The sequence below is a fragment of the Sideroxydans lithotrophicus ES-1 genome, assembly GCF_000025705.1.
Taxonomy (GTDB): Bacteria; Pseudomonadota; Gammaproteobacteria; order Burkholderiales; family Gallionellaceae; genus Sideroxyarcus; species Sideroxyarcus lithotrophicus.
In genome coordinates, this window is the sequence record NC_013959.1 from 2314865 (window position 1) to 2332093 (window position 17229).

At 57.1% G+C, this 17229-nt stretch carries 24 protein-coding genes and 1 tRNA gene; 12 read left to right on the plus strand and 13 right to left on the minus strand.

Annotation, left to right across the window (positions count from 1 at the left end; all coding sequences use genetic code 11):
• Positions 1-16 precede the first annotated feature (16 nt).
• Positions 17-448, plus strand: a complete 432-nt coding sequence (locus tag SLIT_RS11395; RefSeq protein WP_150103001.1) for a hypothetical protein — start codon at positions 17-19, stop codon at positions 446-448.
• On the opposite strand, the gene lepB is transcribed toward SLIT_RS11395, so the two are convergent.
• Genes lepB through SLIT_RS11410 form a run of 3 tightly spaced genes read right to left on the minus strand, consistent with a single transcriptional unit; the run spans position 442 to position 2116 of the window.
• A complete protein-coding gene (lepB, locus tag SLIT_RS11400; protein ID WP_223293796.1) occupies positions 442-1098 on the minus strand; it encodes a signal peptidase I in 657 nt (218 codons plus the stop codon). The two genes, SLIT_RS11395 and lepB, sit on opposite strands and share 7 nt — an antisense overlap.
• A gap of 53 nt (positions 1099-1151) precedes the next feature.
• Positions 1152-1637, minus strand: a complete 486-nt coding sequence (locus SLIT_RS11405; protein WP_013030410.1) for an FKBP-type peptidyl-prolyl cis-trans isomerase — start codon at positions 1635-1637, stop codon at positions 1152-1154.
• Positions 1634-2116, minus strand: a complete 483-nt coding sequence (locus SLIT_RS11410; RefSeq protein WP_013030411.1) for a peroxiredoxin — start codon at positions 2114-2116, stop codon at positions 1634-1636. Before SLIT_RS11410 ends, SLIT_RS11405 begins: the two co-directional genes overlap by 4 nt.
• Positions 2117-2192: 76 nt before the next feature.
• Here SLIT_RS11410 and SLIT_RS11415 point away from each other — a divergent pair, with 76 nt between their 5' ends.
• The 3 genes from SLIT_RS11415 (at position 2193) to SLIT_RS11425 (ending at position 4143) form a co-directional block, all read left to right on the plus strand.
• Complete coding sequence (locus SLIT_RS11415; protein ID WP_013030412.1) at positions 2193-3347, plus strand: cupin domain-containing protein; 1155 nt, start codon at positions 2193-2195, stop codon at positions 3345-3347.
• Positions 3340-3831, plus strand: a complete 492-nt coding sequence (locus tag SLIT_RS11420; RefSeq protein ID WP_013030413.1) for a DUF7931 domain-containing protein — start codon at positions 3340-3342, stop codon at positions 3829-3831. Before SLIT_RS11415 ends, SLIT_RS11420 begins: the two co-directional genes overlap by 8 nt.
• A gap of 126 nt (positions 3832-3957) precedes the next feature.
• The gene (locus SLIT_RS11425) at positions 3958-4143 is read left to right on the plus strand and encodes a hypothetical protein (RefSeq protein WP_041420864.1); all 186 of its coding nucleotides are present in this window, start codon (positions 3958-3960) and stop codon (positions 4141-4143) included.
• A 63-nt stretch (positions 4144-4206) separates the two neighbouring features.
• Here SLIT_RS11425 and SLIT_RS11430 read toward each other — a convergent pair whose 3' ends face one another.
• Genes SLIT_RS11430 through dapA form a run of 3 tightly spaced genes read right to left on the minus strand, consistent with a single transcriptional unit; the run spans position 4207 to position 6489 of the window.
• A complete protein-coding gene (locus SLIT_RS11430; RefSeq protein ID WP_013030414.1) occupies positions 4207-4971 on the minus strand; it encodes an MBL fold metallo-hydrolase in 765 nt (254 codons plus the stop codon).
• Entirely contained in the window at positions 4949-5602 is a 654-nt protein-coding gene (gene bamC / locus SLIT_RS11435; protein ID WP_013030415.1) for an NlpB/DapX family lipoprotein, read from the minus strand. The genes SLIT_RS11430 and bamC overlap by 23 nt, the downstream gene beginning before the upstream one ends.
• An 11-nt stretch (positions 5603-5613) precedes the next feature.
• The gene (gene dapA, locus SLIT_RS11440) at positions 5614-6489 is read right to left on the minus strand and encodes a 4-hydroxy-tetrahydrodipicolinate synthase (protein WP_013030416.1); all 876 of its coding nucleotides are present in this window, start codon (positions 6487-6489) and stop codon (positions 5614-5616) included.
• Positions 6490-6597: 108 nt separating this feature from the next.
• Here dapA and SLIT_RS11445 point away from each other — a divergent pair, with 108 nt between their 5' ends.
• Positions 6598-6831 (plus strand): FeoA family protein, encoded by a 234-nt coding sequence (locus SLIT_RS11445; RefSeq protein ID WP_013030417.1) that lies wholly within the window; start codon positions 6598-6600, stop codon positions 6829-6831.
• On the plus strand, positions 6828-8615 hold the full coding sequence (gene feoB, locus SLIT_RS11450; RefSeq protein ID WP_013030418.1) for a ferrous iron transport protein B: 1788 nt from the start codon (positions 6828-6830) through the stop codon (positions 8613-8615). Before SLIT_RS11445 ends, feoB begins: the two co-directional genes overlap by 4 nt.
• Before the next feature lie 17 nt (positions 8616-8632).
• Here the strand turns inward: feoB and SLIT_RS11455 are convergent, their stop codons facing one another.
• The 3 genes from SLIT_RS11455 to SLIT_RS11465 form a co-directional block, all read right to left on the minus strand.
• The gene (locus tag SLIT_RS11455) at positions 8633-8935 is read right to left on the minus strand and encodes a hypothetical protein (protein WP_013030419.1); all 303 of its coding nucleotides are present in this window, start codon (positions 8933-8935) and stop codon (positions 8633-8635) included.
• Between the two features lie 16 nt (positions 8936-8951).
• Positions 8952-9518, minus strand: coding sequence for a YfaZ family outer membrane protein (locus tag SLIT_RS11460; protein WP_013030420.1), 567 nt, complete (start codon positions 9516-9518; stop codon positions 8952-8954).
• A 40-nt stretch (positions 9519-9558) separates the two neighbouring features.
• Positions 9559-9648: transfer RNA gene (locus SLIT_RS11465), tRNA-Ser, on the minus strand.
• Positions 9649-9845: 197 nt separating this feature from the next.
• On the opposite strand from SLIT_RS11465, the gene SLIT_RS11470 reads away from it, so the two are divergent.
• Complete coding sequence (locus tag SLIT_RS11470) at positions 9846-10535, plus strand: Bax inhibitor-1/YccA family protein (protein WP_013030421.1); 690 nt, start codon at positions 9846-9848, stop codon at positions 10533-10535.
• 69 nt (positions 10536-10604) lie between these two features.
• Entirely contained in the window at positions 10605-10955 is a 351-nt protein-coding gene (locus SLIT_RS11475; protein WP_013030422.1) for a HopJ type III effector protein, read from the plus strand.
• A gap of 9 nt (positions 10956-10964) precedes the next feature.
• On the opposite strand, the gene SLIT_RS11480 is transcribed toward SLIT_RS11475, so the two are convergent.
• The 4 genes from SLIT_RS11480 to SLIT_RS11495 all read right to left on the minus strand — a co-directional run bounded on the left by SLIT_RS11480 (position 10965) and on the right by SLIT_RS11495 (position 14372).
• The gene (locus SLIT_RS11480) at positions 10965-11429 is read right to left on the minus strand and encodes a rhodanese-like domain-containing protein (RefSeq protein ID WP_013030423.1); all 465 of its coding nucleotides are present in this window, start codon (positions 11427-11429) and stop codon (positions 10965-10967) included.
• A gap of 14 nt (positions 11430-11443) precedes the next feature.
• Positions 11444-12742, minus strand: a complete 1299-nt coding sequence (rlmD, locus tag SLIT_RS11485; RefSeq protein WP_013030424.1) for a 23S rRNA (uracil(1939)-C(5))-methyltransferase RlmD — start codon at positions 12740-12742, stop codon at positions 11444-11446.
• Positions 12739-13527, minus strand: coding sequence for a 3'-5' exonuclease (locus tag SLIT_RS11490; RefSeq protein WP_013030425.1), 789 nt, complete (start codon positions 13525-13527; stop codon positions 12739-12741). Before SLIT_RS11490 ends, rlmD begins: the two co-directional genes overlap by 4 nt.
• Positions 13528-13775: 248 nt before the next feature.
• Complete coding sequence (locus SLIT_RS11495; RefSeq protein ID WP_013030426.1) at positions 13776-14372, minus strand: LexA family protein; 597 nt, start codon at positions 14370-14372, stop codon at positions 13776-13778.
• A 242-nt stretch (positions 14373-14614) separates the two neighbouring features.
• Between SLIT_RS11495 and SLIT_RS11500 the strand changes: the two genes are divergently transcribed.
• The 4 genes from SLIT_RS11500 (at position 14615) to SLIT_RS11510 (ending at position 17229) form a co-directional block, all read left to right on the plus strand.
• Positions 14615-15118, plus strand: coding sequence for a hypothetical protein (locus SLIT_RS11500; protein WP_013030427.1), 504 nt, complete (start codon positions 14615-14617; stop codon positions 15116-15118).
• Between the two features lie 54 nt (positions 15119-15172).
• Complete coding sequence (locus SLIT_RS16295; protein WP_263053157.1) at positions 15173-16000, plus strand: ATP-binding cassette domain-containing protein; 828 nt, start codon at positions 15173-15175, stop codon at positions 15998-16000.
• Between the two features lie 19 nt (positions 16001-16019).
• The gene (locus SLIT_RS16300; RefSeq protein ID WP_263053158.1) at positions 16020-16445 is read left to right on the plus strand and encodes an ATP-binding cassette domain-containing protein; all 426 of its coding nucleotides are present in this window, start codon (positions 16020-16022) and stop codon (positions 16443-16445) included.
• A gap of 64 nt (positions 16446-16509) precedes the next feature.
• Entirely contained in the window at positions 16510-17229 is a 720-nt protein-coding gene (locus tag SLIT_RS11510; RefSeq protein ID WP_013030428.1) for a hypothetical protein, read from the plus strand.

The window sequence follows — 17229 nt, forward strand, 5'->3', positions numbered from 1 at the left end:
ACCTTCACTTGCAGATTTGAACACCATGATCGAGTACATCTTCTTCGACGCAGCCCTGCGCGACAAATTCGTTGCCCATGCCAAACAGCGCGGCGTTCCGTACACGGAACAAGACGACCACATGGGCATGGTGGTGGCGATCCCCGAAGATATCCCCGAGGAGATATCGGACGAGATTGAGGAATACTATGAAACCCTTGAAGACGAACAGGAACAGCTGAGCAAGACTGAAGGCGACCTGAAACGCCTGGCCGGGTTCGGCTTCAAACTACCCAATGGGGAGTCGCGCTTGCTGCCGGTGGAGACCGAGATGGCGAACCGCCTGCTGGCGAATTTCACGCTGGAGGAGATCCAGTCGCTGTTCAATGCCGTTGCAGACTGCACGCTGAACCCGAACGACGAGCATCTGTGCCACATACTCGCCACCCGGAGCCAGAAGGATCAGTAGAGCGATTTTCCGAAGCGTGCAAGGCGCGGCATCCAGTTATCCAGGATGTTGGCAGAGACCAGGATGCGCTCGGCGCGCCCGATCAGTTCCTTGCGCGGAATGAAGCCGATGTAGCGCGAATCGGCACTGTTGTCGCGGTTGTCCCCCAGCATCAGGTACTGGCCAGCAGGAACTTTCTCCGGTCCGAAGTCGGCCGCCTCGGTCAGATCGGGCAGCCATTGGATGGAGCGTTGGTCCCCATCCAGTTTTTCGGTCAGGTGCAGGACCGGGAGCACAGTGCCGTTGCCCATCGGTTCGCTCGCTTCATCCAGCAGCTTGTAATCCGCATGCTCGCCATTGATGAGCAATTGCTTGTTGCGCATCTCGACGACATCGCCCGGCAGTGCCACCAACCGTTTGATCAAGCGCTTTCCATCCGCCGGCGATGTGAATGTGACGATATCCCCCCGTTGCGGATCACCCAGATGGGCCAGCACGACATTGGTCAGCGGCAACTTGAGATCGTAGGCCAGCCGGTTGACGAACACCACATCGCCTTCGAGTATGCTGGGACGCATGGAACCGGTCGGAACCGGGTTCCAGTCTGCGATCGCCGTACGGAACACGCCGAACAGCATGAGGAAAACGATGAAGCCACGGTTTCCGCTCATCCATTTTTTCCATTTATCCATGGACATCCCCTGTAGCAAGGCTTGGCCGGAATTTAGTGATGGTGGCCGCCATCGCCATGCACGTGACCGTGCGCCAGTTCTTCCTGGGTAGCTGCGCGCACGCCGGTGATGACGCCGGAGAAGATCAGCTTCTTGCCGGCCAGCGGGTGGTTGCCATCCACAGTGACCTCGTCGTCGGTGACCTCGGTCACGGTGTAGAGCATGTAGTCTTCGTCGTCATCGCCTTCGGCACCGCCTTCGAACTGCATGCCAACGGCGACATCCTTGGGGAACATCCCGCGCGGCTCGGCACGCACGAGTTCATGTTCGTATTCGCCGAATGCATCGTCAGGCTCCATGCTGACGGAGAACTTGTCGCCTACCGCCTTGCCGTGCAGCACCTCCTCGACTGCGGGGAAAATGCCATCGTAGCCACCATGCAGGTAGCTGATGGGCTCGCTGTTCTTTTCCAGAAGGGCGCCGCTGGCATCGGTCAATTCATAGGTCAGCGAGACAACGGCGTTCTTTTCGATGTTCATTTCATTTCCTTTATCAGTTTAAGAATCTCTTGGGGGTGCCCATGCGCATGGACACCGTAAAAGACATGGCGCAACTCGCCCTGCTTCCCGATGATGAAAGTGGAACGCTGGATGCAAAGCTTCTTGTGTCCGTCCACTTCCTTCTCGTACAACACACCGTATTTCCTGCAGACTCGTCCATCCATGTCGGACAACAACTGTACCGAAAGGCCGTATTTGTCGCGAAAGGTTGCGTGGCTGATGCAATCGTCGCGGCTGACTCCCACCACGATGGTGCCGTACCTGGCGAATTCGTCTTCGTGATCGCTGAACTCGTTCGCCTCCATCGTGCATCCCGGTGTGTCGTCCTTGGGATAGAAGTACAGCACGATGTTCTTGCCGCGATGCTCGCTCAAGCTGAACATCTGCATGTCCGCATCGGCCAGCTCGAATTGAGGTGCATCAGTCCCGGCCTGCAATTGCACAACCTGTATTGGCATAGAGCCCTCCTGCCGGGACATTCTAACCGAGTTTTATTTTGTGCCAAACGATTTTACGAGCGAATATAATCAGCACATGGATACCAAACTTGCTCTGCTCGGCGGACTGACCGTCAATGAGTTCTTGCGCGATTACTGGCAGAAAAAGCCATTACTGATTCGGCAGGCCGTCCCCGGTTTCAAGGGCCTGCTCGGTCCGCAACAATTGATCGACCTTGCCTGCCGCGACGATGTGCAGGCACGCCTGGTCACTTACCAGCGCAAGCAATGGAAATTGCGCCAGGAACCGTTCGAACCCCTCGATTTCGAAGGTCTTTCGCGCAAGGGGAAATGGTCGGTGCTGGTGCAGGGGGTCAACCATTTTCTGCCGCAAGCCGCCGATCTGATCAAACGTTTCAGCTTCATCCCGCATGCCCGGCTCGACGACCTGATGGTCAGTTATGCACCCAAAGGTGGCGGGGTCGGCCCTCACTTTGACGCTTATGATGTGTTCCTGCTGCAGGGACTTGGTCATCGTCGCTGGCAGATATCGACGCAAAAAGACCGCACGCTGGTCGAGGGTGCGCCGTTGCGTCTGCTGAAGAGTTTCAAAGTGGAACAGGAGTGGGTGCTGGAGGCCGGCGACATGCTCTACCTGCCCCCGCATTGCGGCCACAACGGCATCGCCGAAGACGATTGCATGACCTATTCCATCGGCTTCCGCACACCGTGGTATCAGGAACTGGCGGAACAGTTCCTGGTGTATCTGCAGGACCGCATCGAGATCGGCGGCACCTATGCCGACCCCGAGCTGAAAGCGCAAAGACACCCATCCGAGATCAGCGCCGACATGTTGCAACAAGTCGGAAAAGCCATCCGCAAAGTGAAGTGGGACGAAGAAGACGTGGCCAATTTTCTGGGCAGTTATCTTTCCGAACCCAAACCCCACATCTTCTTCGACGCACCCGCCAAATCCATGACCGAAGGGCGTTTCGCGCAGGCACTGGAAAAGAACGGCGCGGTGCTCGACCTGAAGACGCAGATGCTGTGCCATGGCAACACGGTGTTCATCAACGGCGATGCACATCCTGTCGGTCAAGGCTGCTACCGCATCCTGCGCGAACTGGCGGATGCAAGAATGCTGCCCCCGTCGCGCAAGCTTACACGCCAGGCAGCCGACCTGCTTTATCAATGGTATCTTGATGGATATCTGTTTCCGAATTCAAAACAGGGATCGAACCGACATGAGTGACGACAGCCTGCAGCATACCCAGTTCGACGGTGTGGCCGATTACGTCGCCGCCCTGGACACGGTGTGTTCATCGGCACAGCATACGCTGAATATCTTCGAGCAGAACTACGAAGACATCGGTTTCAATTCCGAAGCGCGTTTCGACATATTGCGCCACTTCCTGCTTGCCAGCCCGATAAACCGCCTGAACCTGCTGGTGCACGATCCGCAGCATCTGATCCGTTTTTGTCCGCGCATGATGATGCTGTTGCGCCAGTTCGGTCATGGCATGTTCATCTACCAGACACCCAGGAATCTGCAAAACATCACCGAACCGTTTGCGGTGGCCGACGATGCCCATTACGTGCGCCGCTTCCATTTCGACGATACGCGCGGCTTGCTGGCCCAAAACGACCCGGAAGGCGCGCGCCTGCTCAATTCGCGTTTCCACGAAATGTGGACATCCTCCCACCCCTGCGCATCCGGCACGACGTTAGGGTTATAGCTCCCGGGGGTACTTGTATTTCCCAATGGAGTCGCTAGAATGCGGCGCCTTTTGCAATGGTGTTAAGCCAGCGTGAAAAGCAAGAACAACTATCGACTCTTAATCTGATCCTTAAAGGAAAATCAAATGAAACTCTCTGCTCTGTTGGCCGCTCTGTTGGCTCTGTCTCTGTCCGCCTGTGGCAAGGAAGCTGCTGCTCCGGCAGCTGCACCTGCTGCCGCTCCTGCTGCTGAAGCCGCTTCTGCACCTGCTGCCGCACCGGCCGCCTCCGAACCAGCTGCTGCTCCGGCTGCTGACGCTGCCAAGAAGTAAGCCAAGCAAGCTGATAAAAAAGCCGGCGCAAGCCGGCTTTTTTTATTGCCTGTGACACTTGGTTCAGACGACCTCACACCAATCCAGCCCCTGCTCCTGCGTTGCCACGGCGACACGCACTGGTTCCCAGCCCAACGCCCCGCTTAACGCTTCCACCGCCAGCCTGACTTCGTTGTTCTTGTGGCTCAGGTGCGCGGCCACGATATGCTGCAACCGGCTGTTGTCCAGCCGCCCCAGCAATGCCGCGGCATCTGCGTTGTTAAGATGCCCGAAACGGCCGCCGACGCGCTGCTTCAGGCTATAGGGATAATCTCCTTCGGCCAGCATCCCGGCATCGTGGTTGCATTCCAGCACCAGCGCATGGCAGCCGCTCAACGTCTCCTCGATATGCGGAGTAGCGCTGCCCGTGTCGGTCAGCACCCCCAGCCTGCGCGTACCGTCGCTGAACACGTACTGCACCGGTTCCGCCGCATCGTGCGGCACAGGATAGGGTTGCACCTGCACCTCCCCGATGGAGAATCGGGAATGCGGGCTGATTTCGGTGATGGAAAGTCCGGCGAATGCCGCGCTCTGCGTGCGCAGGGTGCCGTGGGTGAGCCAGACCGGCAGGCCGAATTTGCGCGCCAGCCGGGAAACTCCAGAGATGTGGTCGCCATGTTCATGCGTGACCACGATGCCTTGCAGCTGTTCGGCTTGCAATCCGAGCCGGGCCAGGCGCGATACCGTTTCGCTCAGCGAAAAACCGCAGTCGAGCAGGATGCGTGTCTGGCCGACTTGAACGACGAGGGCATTGCCTTCGCTGCCGCTACCGAGCAGGGCGAACCGCATCTCCGCGATCGTTCTTGTCCAGGTTCTGGTATATCACATCGACCATGCGAGTCGTCTCTGCATCGCTCTTGCCGTTCTGTCCAACAACGGTGACTTCGCTGCCGGCCTTGTTCTCCCGCACTACGACCTGGTAGTCCGGCTGTTTCTTTTTGGCATCCTTGCTGTCTTTGTCCGGCGAGACGACAAAGTAGATTCCCTTGCTTCTGTCCTTATCCGAAGTGACGAGTCGGGCATGATCCAGCGCCAGACCCACCCTGCGCCAGCTCCGGTCGAACGGTTCGCCCAGCTGGATGCTCTTCGTGCTGTTGCCTTCCAGTAGTTTGGCGCTCGGCGCCGGTACTGACGCTGGCGCCGGCGCAGGATTGGCCGCTACCGGTGCGCTGGCAGCTGAGATACAAGGCTGCTCCGTCTTCTGTCTGGAATATTCCGAATAGCTGGCGACCTTCTCTCCATCATTCCCGGGAATCATGAAGCGTTGGTCTGTTTCGGGAACCGTCAAATCCGGCGGCACCTCCAGTGATGGCGTCTGTATGGCGCCAGCCTTGTAATCCACCGGCTTCCGCTCGAAGATGCTGCAACCGGCAAGCATTGACACTGCCACGAATCCCAAAATACCGTTCTTCAACTTCATGTCTGTCCCTATCAAATGACGCCAGCCTGACGCATGGCTGCTTCCACCACTGGTTGCGCTCCGGCAGTGAGCGGAGTCAGCGGCAGACGCAGAGTGTTCTTCATCTTGCCCATACGCGCAACCGCCCATTTCACCGGGATCGGATTGGCTTCGACGAACAGGTTGCGATGCAAGCCGAGCAGGCGGAAATTGATCTCGCGTGCCTTGGCAAGATCGCCATCCAATGCTGCAGCACACATCTCGTGCATCAGTCTGGGGGCGACGTTGGCCGTCACCGAGATGGTGCCGTGTGCTCCGAGCAGCATCAATGCCAGCGTGCTCGCATCATCGCCGCTGTAGATGGCGAAATCCTTCGGTGCGCGCTGTAACAGGTCGCTGCCGCGCGAGATGTCGCCGGTCGCATCCTTGATGCCGACGATGTTCCTGATCTGCGCCAAACGCAGCACAGTATCATTGCCCATGTCGACACCGGTGCGCCCCGGCACGTTGTACAGGATATGCGGCATATCCACCGCTTCGGCGATAGCCTTGAAGTGCAGGTACAAGCCTTCCTGTGTCGGCTTGTTGTAGTAGGGGACGACGGTAAGCGAAGCATCGGCGCCGGCCTTTTTCGAGAACGACGCCAGCTCGATCGCCTCCTTAGTGGAATTGGCGCCTGTTCCGGCGATGATGGGGATACGCTTGGCGGCATGCTTCACCGCCTCAGCGATGAGCAATTCGTGCTCTTCCACATTCACAGTAGGGGATTCGCCCGTGGTGCCGACCACCACGATGGCATCGGTCCCTTTGGCGATATGAAAATCCATCAATGCGCGGAAAGCCGCCAGGTCCAAGCTGCCGTCTTCCTGCATCGGCGTGACGATCGCTACGAGACTTCCTTTGATCATGTCTGTTGCCACAAAAATAAAGTCTGCATTCTACCCCAATCCCCCCACCTTACGCGACAAGAGCGGCACCCCTGTGGAATAATGCAGGCAATTGGAATCCACTCGATCATGTCATCTTTCACCTTAGCCAGTCTGCAACCCGGCGACACCGCCGACATCGTCTCCATCCGTGCCGAAGAAGCCTTGCATCAGCGCCTGCAGGCACTGGGCTTCCGTAGCGGGAAACAGATATTGCTTATCCGCAAGGCCAGCTTCTCCGGGCCATTGCAAGTCCGCATCGGCACCACCGACATCCTGCTTCGCCGCAACGAGGCAGAGAAGATCATGGTGTGCAAAGCGTGAAACGAATCGCCCTCCTGGGAATGCCCAACACGGGCAAATCCACCCTGTTCAACCGGATGACCGGCGGCGCGGCGCGCGTCGGCAATTGGCCAGGCATCACCGTGGAACTGCTGAGCGGCAAGATATTGCTGGGCAGCGACATGGTGGAGATCATCGACTTGCCCGGCATCTACGACCTGCACGGTTTTTCCGATGACGAGCAAGTGGTCCGGCACTTCCTGCATGACAACGTTCCGGATCTGGCGCTGGTCATCCTCAATGCCACGCAGATCGAACGCCAGATGAGCCTGTTGCTGCAACTCAAGCAACTCGACATGAACATCGTGGTGCTGCTCAACATGGCGGATGAAGCGAAGAAATACGGCATCAGCATCGACAACAGGAAGATGGCGGAAATGCTGAACATGCCGATCTTCATGCTCAGCGGCAAATACGGCACCGGCTACCAGGAAGCGCTGCAGGCCATCACCAAGGCGCTGCGCTACCCCACGCCCGGCATGGCTGAAGATCTGCGCAGCCAACTGGAAAAGGACCAGCATATCGAGTCCGAGATGGCGCGCGTGCTGCAGCATGCCGTGCAAGTCCCGGCACAGCTGCCGGAGAATCTCACCGACAAGCTCGACCGGGTGATGCTGCATCCGTGGTTCGGCCTGCCAGTGTTCTTCGGCATCATGTACCTGCTGTTCCAGGGCATCTTCCTGCTCGGCCAGCCGTTGCAAGCGGGGGTGGGCGATGCACTTGGCTGGTTGCGCACGGTCGCGCTCAACCCGGTACTGGCGCCTTTACCGGGCTGGTTATCGGGCTTGTTGCTGGACGGCATCTACAACGGTGTTGCGACGGTCGCCGCTTTCGTCCCCATCATCATCCTGTTCTTCCTGTTCATGGCGATGGTGGAAGATAGCGGCTATCTTTCGCGGGCCGCTTTCCTGATGGATGCACTGATGGCGAAGATGGGCCTGGACGGACGCGGATTCGTCATGCTGCTGATGGGTTTCGGCTGCAACGTGCCGGCGTTGATGGGCACGCGGGTGATGCGTTCGCGCAAGCTGAGGTTGCTCACCATGCTGGTGATCCCGTTCTCGTTATGCTCGGCGCGCCTGCAGGTGTTCGTCTTCATCACCGCCGCACTGTTCTCGCCCAAAGCAGCGCCGGTTGTCCTGTTCAGCCTTTACCTGTTCAGTTTTGCCGCGGCCATACTCACTGCGTTGCTGTTCAAAAGAAGCTTCCAGAACAACGAGCCCTTCGTGCTCGAACTGCCGCCCTATCGCTTCCCTACGGTACGCCAGATGTTGCTGCGCGGCTGGCTGGAAGTGAAACATTTCCTGCGTCGTGCCACACAATTCATCATCGCGGGCGTGGTGCTGGTGTGGCTGCTAACCCATCTGCCGACATCCGCAGCTCCCGCCAGCGCCGACACCCTGGCCGGCATGATAGGCAGCGTGCTGCATCCGATCTTCGCCCCCATCGGCATCAACGACCAGCTCACTATCGCCCTGATCTTCGGCTTCGTCGCGAAAGAGATCGTGATCGGCTCCTTGTCGGTGATCTATGGCCTGAGCGGCGATGCACTGGGCGGCACGCTGGCACACCAGCTTGATTGGGTACAGGCCTACAGTTTCATGCTGTTCACGCTGATCTATGTTCCCTGTCTCTCTGCAGTTGCCACCTTGCGCAGCGAATCGAAGGACATGCGCTATACCTTGTTCGCACTCGCATGGTCCTTGCTGCTGGCTTGGACCGTCAGTTTCATCTTCTATCAGGGAGCGCGCGCGCTGGGATATTGAACGCGCGGAAATCGGGACTACGGTTGCTTCCAGGCCTGGTCGAGCAACTCCTGTGCTCTTGTGTATTTCGCCTTGGCTTCGTCCAGATTCTTTTGCGAAGCTGCAGCTTTCTGCCGGTCTTCTTCCAGTCGTTTCTGGGCCTCCGCCAATCGCTTCTCGGAATCGGACACCCGTTGCAGGTTGTCCTTGTGTTCTGCCTCGGCTTTTTCCAGGTTGCCGCGAGCATATTCCACGCCGACCTGTTTCGCCGAGACATCCTTGGCCTGTGCCAGGGATGTCATCGAAAGCAATACTGAAAGGAGCAGAACCTTCTTCAGCATGGCGCCGGCCCGGCGATCAGAACGAGAACTGCACACCGATGTGCGGACCGTTGATCAGCGCCACATCGGTATTCGTGGTCTTTACAGTGAATTGCGTCTTGCGATAGCCGGCATAGACCTGCATCTGCGGAGAGATCGAGAACTCGGCACGCGCACCGTACTGCTGATACTGCTTGGCATCGCCGAAAGCGATGATCTCCGGTCCGTAATAGAACTCGCCCGCAAAAGCCACGCGTCGATCCGCCGGCAACTCATATCTGACCTGGGCGCCCAGCGCGACAGCCGATACGTTCTTCCTGACAGGCAATTCCTTGATCGTGGCAGCGACTGCTTTGGCGCCGATACCGATGGTCAGGCCCGGGACCTGAAGTTCATCGTTTGCCACCAGCAGGCCCACGCCACCGATGATGCTGTTCTTGTCGTTGTACATGAACTCCGCATACATCTCGGACTTGCCAGCCAGCGTGCTGGGAACGCCATATTTGAATTGGGCGGTCGTGTTGCTCAGACCGATATCCAGGGTATCCGCCGTGGCGAATGTAGCAACGGACATCAAAGAGATTGCCAGGATTTTGCGCAGCATAGTTTTTTTACTCCTAAACGATTACAAGATGATTCGAATTTGGCGGAGGCGGTGAGATTCGAACTCACGGAGGACTTTCATCCTCGCTAGTTTTCAAGACTAGTGCCTTCAACCGCTCGGCCACACCTCCATTTACCCGCAAGGTGCCGACCCTAAGGCTCTGGTTTCACTCGAAAGTTCCATCGACCCGCAAACCGCCAGCACACAATGCCGCGCATGATACCTGAAATACCCGGCGTTCCCAACGGGCAAGGTTGCAACTTTTACCCTGCTTCTGTAGTCTCACGCCCGTCGTTAGAAACAGAACTGCTTTCCTAGGAGAAACTCATGCAATACGAACCCGTTTCAGTAACACAAACCACCGCGCTTGGCATCGAGCAGAACAAGGTCCTGCGCAACACCTACATGATGCTCGCGCTGACCATGATCCCGACGATCATCGGCGCGTTCGTCGGCACCTCGATCAACTTCTCGTTCATGGCGGGCCATCCCATCATGTCGTCACTGTTGATGTTCGGCGCGATGATGGGCCTGATGTTTGCCGTGACAGCCCTGCGCAATAGCGTGTGGGGCATCGCCGCCCTGCTCGGTTTCACTTTCGTGGCTGGCGTGTTCCTCGGCCCGATCCTGCAAGTCGCCTTGCATCTGAAGAACGGCGCACAGCTTATCGGCCTGGCTGCAGGCGGAACCAGCATCATCTTCTTCTCGCTGGCGACCATTGCCACTACCACGAAGAAGGATTTCAGCTTCATGGGCAAGTTCCTGTTCATCGGACTGGTCCTGCTGATCGTCGCTTCGCTGGCCAACATGTTCTTCCAGATCCCGGCGCTGTCGCTGACCATCTCCGCCATCGCCGTGATGATCTTCTCGGCCTACATCCTGTTCGACGTGAGCCGGATCGTGCAGGGCGGCGAAACCAACTATGTGATGGCGACACTGTCCCTGTATCTGGACATCTACAACCTGTTCGTCAACCTGCTGAACCTGCTGATGGCATTCAGCGGCGAACGCGATTAAGGCTTGATCGCATCACCCACAAAGGCGGCCTTGGCCGCCTTTGTTTTTGCACAAATCGGAATTGAGCCCATGGAATTGAATGCATTTTTGCTGCAATTGAACGATAAGCCCGATAGCGTTACGTTCAACCACACGATAACTGTGATCGACTCGCTGTACGACTTCACCCCGACATCGTTCAGGAACGGTGCACTTCTCAATGAGGCCGGCCAGAACAACGGCTCGTGCAAGCTGTTCTCCTTTGCCCGCCTGCACGGTTTGTCGCAACAACAGACCTTGAATTGCTTTGGCGCCTACTACCGGGACGACGTGCTCAGGCACCCGGACGGCAGCGATCACCAGAATATCCGCAATTTCATCAAGGCCGGCTGGGCCGGCATCGAGTTCAGCGGCAACGCATTGACACCGAAGAAGCCGTAACCGGATTGGTTATTTTGGCTTGCGCTGTTCAGGCTTCACGCGCGGCGCCAGCAGTTCATCGCCGGCGTCCGCATCCAGCTCTTCGCCTTTCGCATTCGTCAGCGGCTGCTCGTAGTCGCTCCAGCCGCGCACGCCGGTCTTGAGCGAGACCACTTTGGCGAATCCCATCCGCTGCAACATATCTGCTGCCAGCACCGAGCGCTTACCGGAACGGCAGATCACAACGATCTCCTGATCGCGTGCAGCAGCCAATTCGGGAACAGTTTCGTCATAGTCCCATTCGCAGGATTGCTCCAGCACTCCGCGCGGCACGTTGATCGATCCGGGTATGCGCAGCAGATCGAACTCCGCCGGTTCGCGCACATCCAGCAGGACAGGTTTGCTGCCTGCCGCCAGTGCCCGGCTCAGGTCCCACGGCATGATCTCCTTCACGCGCGTGAGTGCCTCGGCAACCAGGTCGTCATAACGTTCCATCGTCGAGTCTCCTTTTACAGATCAAAGACCGCAATCGATTCCACATGCGAGGTCTGCGGGAACATGTTCATCACTCCCGCGGCTTTCAAGCTGTAGCCTTTTGCATGCACCAGCACTTCGGCATCGCGTGACAGCGTGGAAGGGCTGCAGGAGACATAGACGATCCGGCGTGGCGCAGTCGCTTCACTGATGGATTTCATCAGCTCGATCGCGCCGTCGCGCGGCGGATCGACCAGCCATTTGTCGAATCTTCCGGCTCGCGCCAGAGTCGCCTCATCCATCTCGAACAGGTTCATCATCTGGAACGTCGTGTTGCCGGATAGTCCGTTGTATTCGGCGTTCTGCCTGGCGCGCCGCACCAATGCATCGCTGCCCTCGATACCCAGCACCTGCGCTCCGCTGCGCGCTATCGGCAGCGTGAAATTGCCCAGGCCGCAAAAGAAATCTGCGATGCGTTCGCCGGCTTGAGGAGCGAGCAGGCGCATGGCGCGGCTGACCATCAGGCGGTTCATGTCGCTGTTCACCTGGGTAAATTCGGTCGGCGCAAACGGCATGGTGATGCCAAATTCGGGCAGGCTATAGCTCAAGGACGGTGCATCCAGCGGATAGAACGGAGCAACCGTCTCCGGCCCCTTGGTCTGGGTCCAGAACTGCACCTGATGCTTGTCGGCAAATTCCCTGATCAACGCCTCATCCGAGGGTGAGAGCGCAGCAAGGATGCGCAGCACCAGCACATCGACGAACTCGCCGACCGCCACCTCGATCTGCGGAATGATGTCGCGAGCCGTGAATTTCTCGTTCAGCTCGCCCAGCAACGGCAACAGGCTGGCGATCTTGGGCGTCAGTATCTCGCAGTGCTGCATATCCGCCACATACTTGCCGTTCTGTTCGCGGAAACCGACCAGCGTTTTCTCTTTCTTCAGCACATGCCGCACCGAAAGCCGCGCGCGCTGGCGATAGCCCCACGGCTGGCCATAGATAGGCGGCAGCACGACTTCGGGCTTGACCTTGCCGATGCGCTGCAGATTGTCTTCCAGCACGCGCTGCTTGACGGCCACTTGCGCACGCGGGTCCAGATGCTGCATGGAACAGCCGCCGCACACACCGAAGACCGGACATTTCGGCTGCACACGCATGAACGACTGCTTCAGTATCAGATCGACCTTTGCCTGTTCGTAGTTGTTTTTTTTGCGATACGAGGAATAGGTCACGCGTTCGCCGGTCAGCGCACCTTCGATGAAGATCACCTTCCCATCGGCATGCGCGATGCCGCGACCTTCGTGGTCGAGAGATTCAATCATTACGGAATTCATACGGATTTCTTTTCAGGCCACTGTGCCAGGAATTCTTTCCAGTGCACTTCATCGGATTTGCCCAGCGTGCTGCGCACCAGCTCCAGCTCCTGCTCGTAACGTGCCTTGGTGAATTGGCCGCGCATCAACTGGAAACGCGCAAACACCAGCCAGGTGTTCACCACGTCGGTCTCGCAGTAATTGCGTATCTCTGCCAGTTTCCCCTGCTGGAAGGCTTCCCACACTTTGCTGCCATCCATACCCAGCTTACCGGGGAAGCCGATCAACTTCGCCAGTTCGTCCAGCGGCGCATTGGCGCGCCCGCTGTACATCGCCAGCAGGTCCATCAGGTCGAGATGGCGCGAATGGTAGCGGCTGATGTAGTTGTTCCACTTGAAGTCCTTGTCGTCCTCGCCCTGATCCCAATAGCGTGGCGACTGGATGCCATGGATCAGCCCGCGATAATGCAGCACCGGCAGGTCGAAACCGCCGCCGTTCCATGAAATGATCTGCGGCGTGTATTTTTCGATGCCGTCGAAGAAACGCCGGATGATGCTGCCTTCGTCCTCATCCATTTCGCCCAGCGTCCACACCTTGAAGTTGTCGCCTTCGCGCAGCACGCAGGAGATGGCGACCACGCGTTGCAGATGATGCGGCAGGAAATCGCTGCCCGTCTTCTGGCGGCGCATCTGAAACGCCATCTCCGCCACTTCGGCATCGGCCACGGCACTGTCGAGTTCATACAGAGCACGCAGCCCGGCGATGTCGGGTATGGTTTCGATGTCGAAGACTAAGGTTGGATTCATGGTAGACAAGCCGATTGCAAATGGGTGGCGATTTTAGCAAACCCTGACCGCTAATCGCCCAAAATGCTGTGAGAAAAAGCGGAAACCCGAAATCAAGCCACAGAGATCACAGAGCACACAGAGGATGAACAGTTTCACCCAAACACTCCGCCCTACCCATAAAAACTGCTAGCGCTCGTTGCACGCACAAACTTTCTCTGTGATCTCTGTGGCTAATTATTGTTTTTCTGTTTTTGATACTCGCCACATCAACGGTATTTGCGGATCAACCCCACCAGCACACCGAAAATCTCCAGCGTGCCTTGCGGCCGTATGACCGGATAAGCCGGATTGGCCGGACGCAGAATATATTGGCCACGTTCCTTGTCCAGCGTCTTCAGGGTGAACTCGTTGTCCACGATAGCCACGACAATATCGCCGATATTGGCGACGTGGCGCTTCTCCACCACCGCCACATCGCCCTCATGGATACCCGCGTCGATCATGGAATCACCCTTCACCGTGATCATTGTGGTGGTGGAAGGCTTGTCGACCAGCATCTCGTCGATGACGAAATACTCCCCGTGCGTCTCGTTCACCGCGACCGGCATGCCGGCCTGCACGGTAGCCTCGGCCAGCGGCCGGGCAAAGAACTGGCGGCTGGGTATCCACATCCCGTCCGGCGTGCGTTCAACGAACCCGGCCTTCTCCAGACGATCCAGGATCGCCTTGACCCAGGACTTGGAAGCGATGCCGAACACGTCGCACAAGGCGGCATAGGAAGGGATGCTCTTCCACGAGGCATAGTAATCCTGCAGCTTCGCCAGATACTCCGCGTCTCTGGCACTGGGGTCGGAATCGGACATGATGTCACCTCTACAGAACGAACGTTCTTGCATCCTAAAGAACGAGCGTTCTGATGTCAATACATAAAGGTAACAAGGAGCAAATCCCCTCTCCCGCTGGGAGAGGGTTAGGGTGAGGGAGCATTCTTTGAATTCCCCCTCCCACACTAGCCTTCTCCCAAAATTGAGGGGGAGACAGTTTTATCCGGTACCCCCGCAAGACTCCCTTGCTAGAATGCCGCGCCGATCATGGAGACCTGCTTTTGCATAAGTTAAAACGCCTGTTGCTGGTTCCGCTGTCGTGGCTCGCCGCAATGGTCTTCCTGATCGAGGAAGCCATCTGGGACTGGACTGCCGCGCTCATGGCGAGGCTCGGCGCGGTCCGCTTCATCCATGCAGTCGAAGAACGCATCGCCGCCTTGCCGCCGCGCTGGGCGTTGGTCGCCTTTCTGTTGCCCAGCGTCACCCTCATTCCGGCAAAGCTGATCGGCGTGCATGCCATCGCCACCGGACACTGGTTGCTCGGCAGCACAGTCTTCATGCTGGCAAAACTGCTCGGCATGGCATTGTTCTCGCGTATCTTCAACCTCACCCGCCCGGCGCTGATGCAACTCGCCCGGTTCGCAAAGCTGTATGCCGCGGTGATGCATTACCGCAACCGCATCCACGATTACCTCGACAACTGGCCTGCCTACCAGCGCATCAAGCAGCGTATAAAGATCCTGACTGCTTCGATCAAAACAACCTTCAAGCGCAATATGAAATAAGTAATAGACCGTTTGGCATATTGACCCTGTCCCAAGGTCGGGTTAGCTTGCGGCATGTTTCTCACCGCCCAGATCATGAGCTTCATCGTCGCGCCTCTATTCAGAACACGCCTGAACGAACAGTTCATGCTGGGTGCGCGTAATCAGGCATTCACCACCGAATACGTGTCCGGCCTGGAAACCGTCAAGAGCCTGCAGATGGAACCGCAGCTCAATGCCCGCTACAGCGACTACCTCGCCGAATACCTGCGTACCGGTTTCAATGTCCGCCAGATCGGCAACACCTATAACGTCATTTCCAACGGCCTCGAACAAATGATGACCCTGCTCATCCTGATCGTAGGGGCCTATACCGTGATGAACAGCAGCGACTTCTCCATCGGCATGCTCATCGCCTTCCAGATGTACGCCAGCAAAGTCTCCCAACCCATGCTGCGGCTGGTGGGGCTGTGGCAGCAGTTCCAGCAGGCCAACATGTCTGTGCAGCGCCTGGGCGACATCATGAACGCCCCGATGGAACCGTATTCAGTCCTGCCCAGCCGCATGCGCGAAGGCAAGGGCCAGATCGACATCGAAGCCTTGAGCTTCCGCTATGCCGAAGATAGGCCTTTCCTGTACCAGAACTTCAACCTCAAGGTCGTCCCCGGCAAGGTCGTCGCCATCATGGGGCCATCGGGTTCCGGCAAGAGCACGCTCACCAAACTCCTGCAAGGCTTCTACCAGCCCGCCAGCGGCACCATCAAGATCGACGGCAACGATATTCGCTATCTGTCGGCCAACGAACTGCGCCACTACTTCGGCGTGGTGCCACAGGAAACGGTACTGTTCTCCGGCACCATCTACGAAAACGAGCCGCATGCGGTGAGTTTCAGTGCAGGCTAATGTGAGCGGAGCGAACGTTATGCCGGAACTACAACTACCTTGCCACACCACCTTCGACCAGATCGTGCAGTGCTGCAAGATGGCCGAGATACACAGCGCCATTGAAGCATTGGCACAAGGCTACCAGACCGAGATCGGGGAACGCGGTGTCGGACTCTCCGGCGGGCAGAAGCAACGCATGGCCATTGCGCGTGCACTTATCAAACAACCCAAGATACTCGTCTTCGATGAAGCCACCAGCAGCCTTGATTCCAACACGGCCGAACACTTCGCCGCCACCATCAACCAGCTCAAAGGCAAAGTCTCGATGCTGTTCATCACCCATGCCATGCCGAAGAACCTGCTGGTGGATGAAGTGGTGAGAATTGGGCAGGGGACGTTGAGTGCGGTGAGTGATTCCAATGAACCACATCAGAAGGAAGTTGAGGGTGGAGCACATGGGTAAGGCGGACGCATCATGGATCGTAGCGGACGATTGGATATTCTGAAATGTATTCGAGGGGATCTACATGAGTAACAACAATTGGGTGACGAAGCATATTACGAGACTTGTATTGTTGATGATGATAGGGGTAGGTATGGATGCCAACGCAGGGTTGTTCGGAATCGGGGGCGCAAGCTGGAAAGAAGAAGCACTTCAACCAGATGGGCAGAAGATCATGGTTGAAAGAAACGTTGTTCGCAAAGGAAACCATGAGATAGGGCAACGACCGCCAATCGGGAATCAAAGTCTGACCTTCAGTATTCCTAATACCGGCGAACGTGTTACTTGGGAAGATTCCTACAGCGAAGACGTTGGCGGCGGTAATTTCAACCCCATGCTGCTTGGCGTTCAAAAAAACACTGCATATGTACTCGCCTCTCCTGCAGGTTGTTTGTCTTATAACAAATGGGGCAGGCCTAATCCTCCTTATGTCATATTCAAATATGAGGCTAAGCAGTGGCAACGGATTCAACTGCAGGAATTGCCAGCAGAATTCAAATCACCAAACTTGGTTATCTCATCACCTGATGATGCGGCAGAAGAAGCTACTCATGGCATTCTCATGGCAGACAAAATCAGTGAATTAAACACAGGATTCCAACAGCCTGTATACATGTCCATCCTGAGGGAGCCGCTTGCCGCTAGCGGTCAAGGAAGTTGTCCAGAATTAGTTTATTACAAAGGTGCATGGATAGGTCCAGGGGACTCTATTGGCAAGAGAATGATGGATCGTATTAAGAAATAA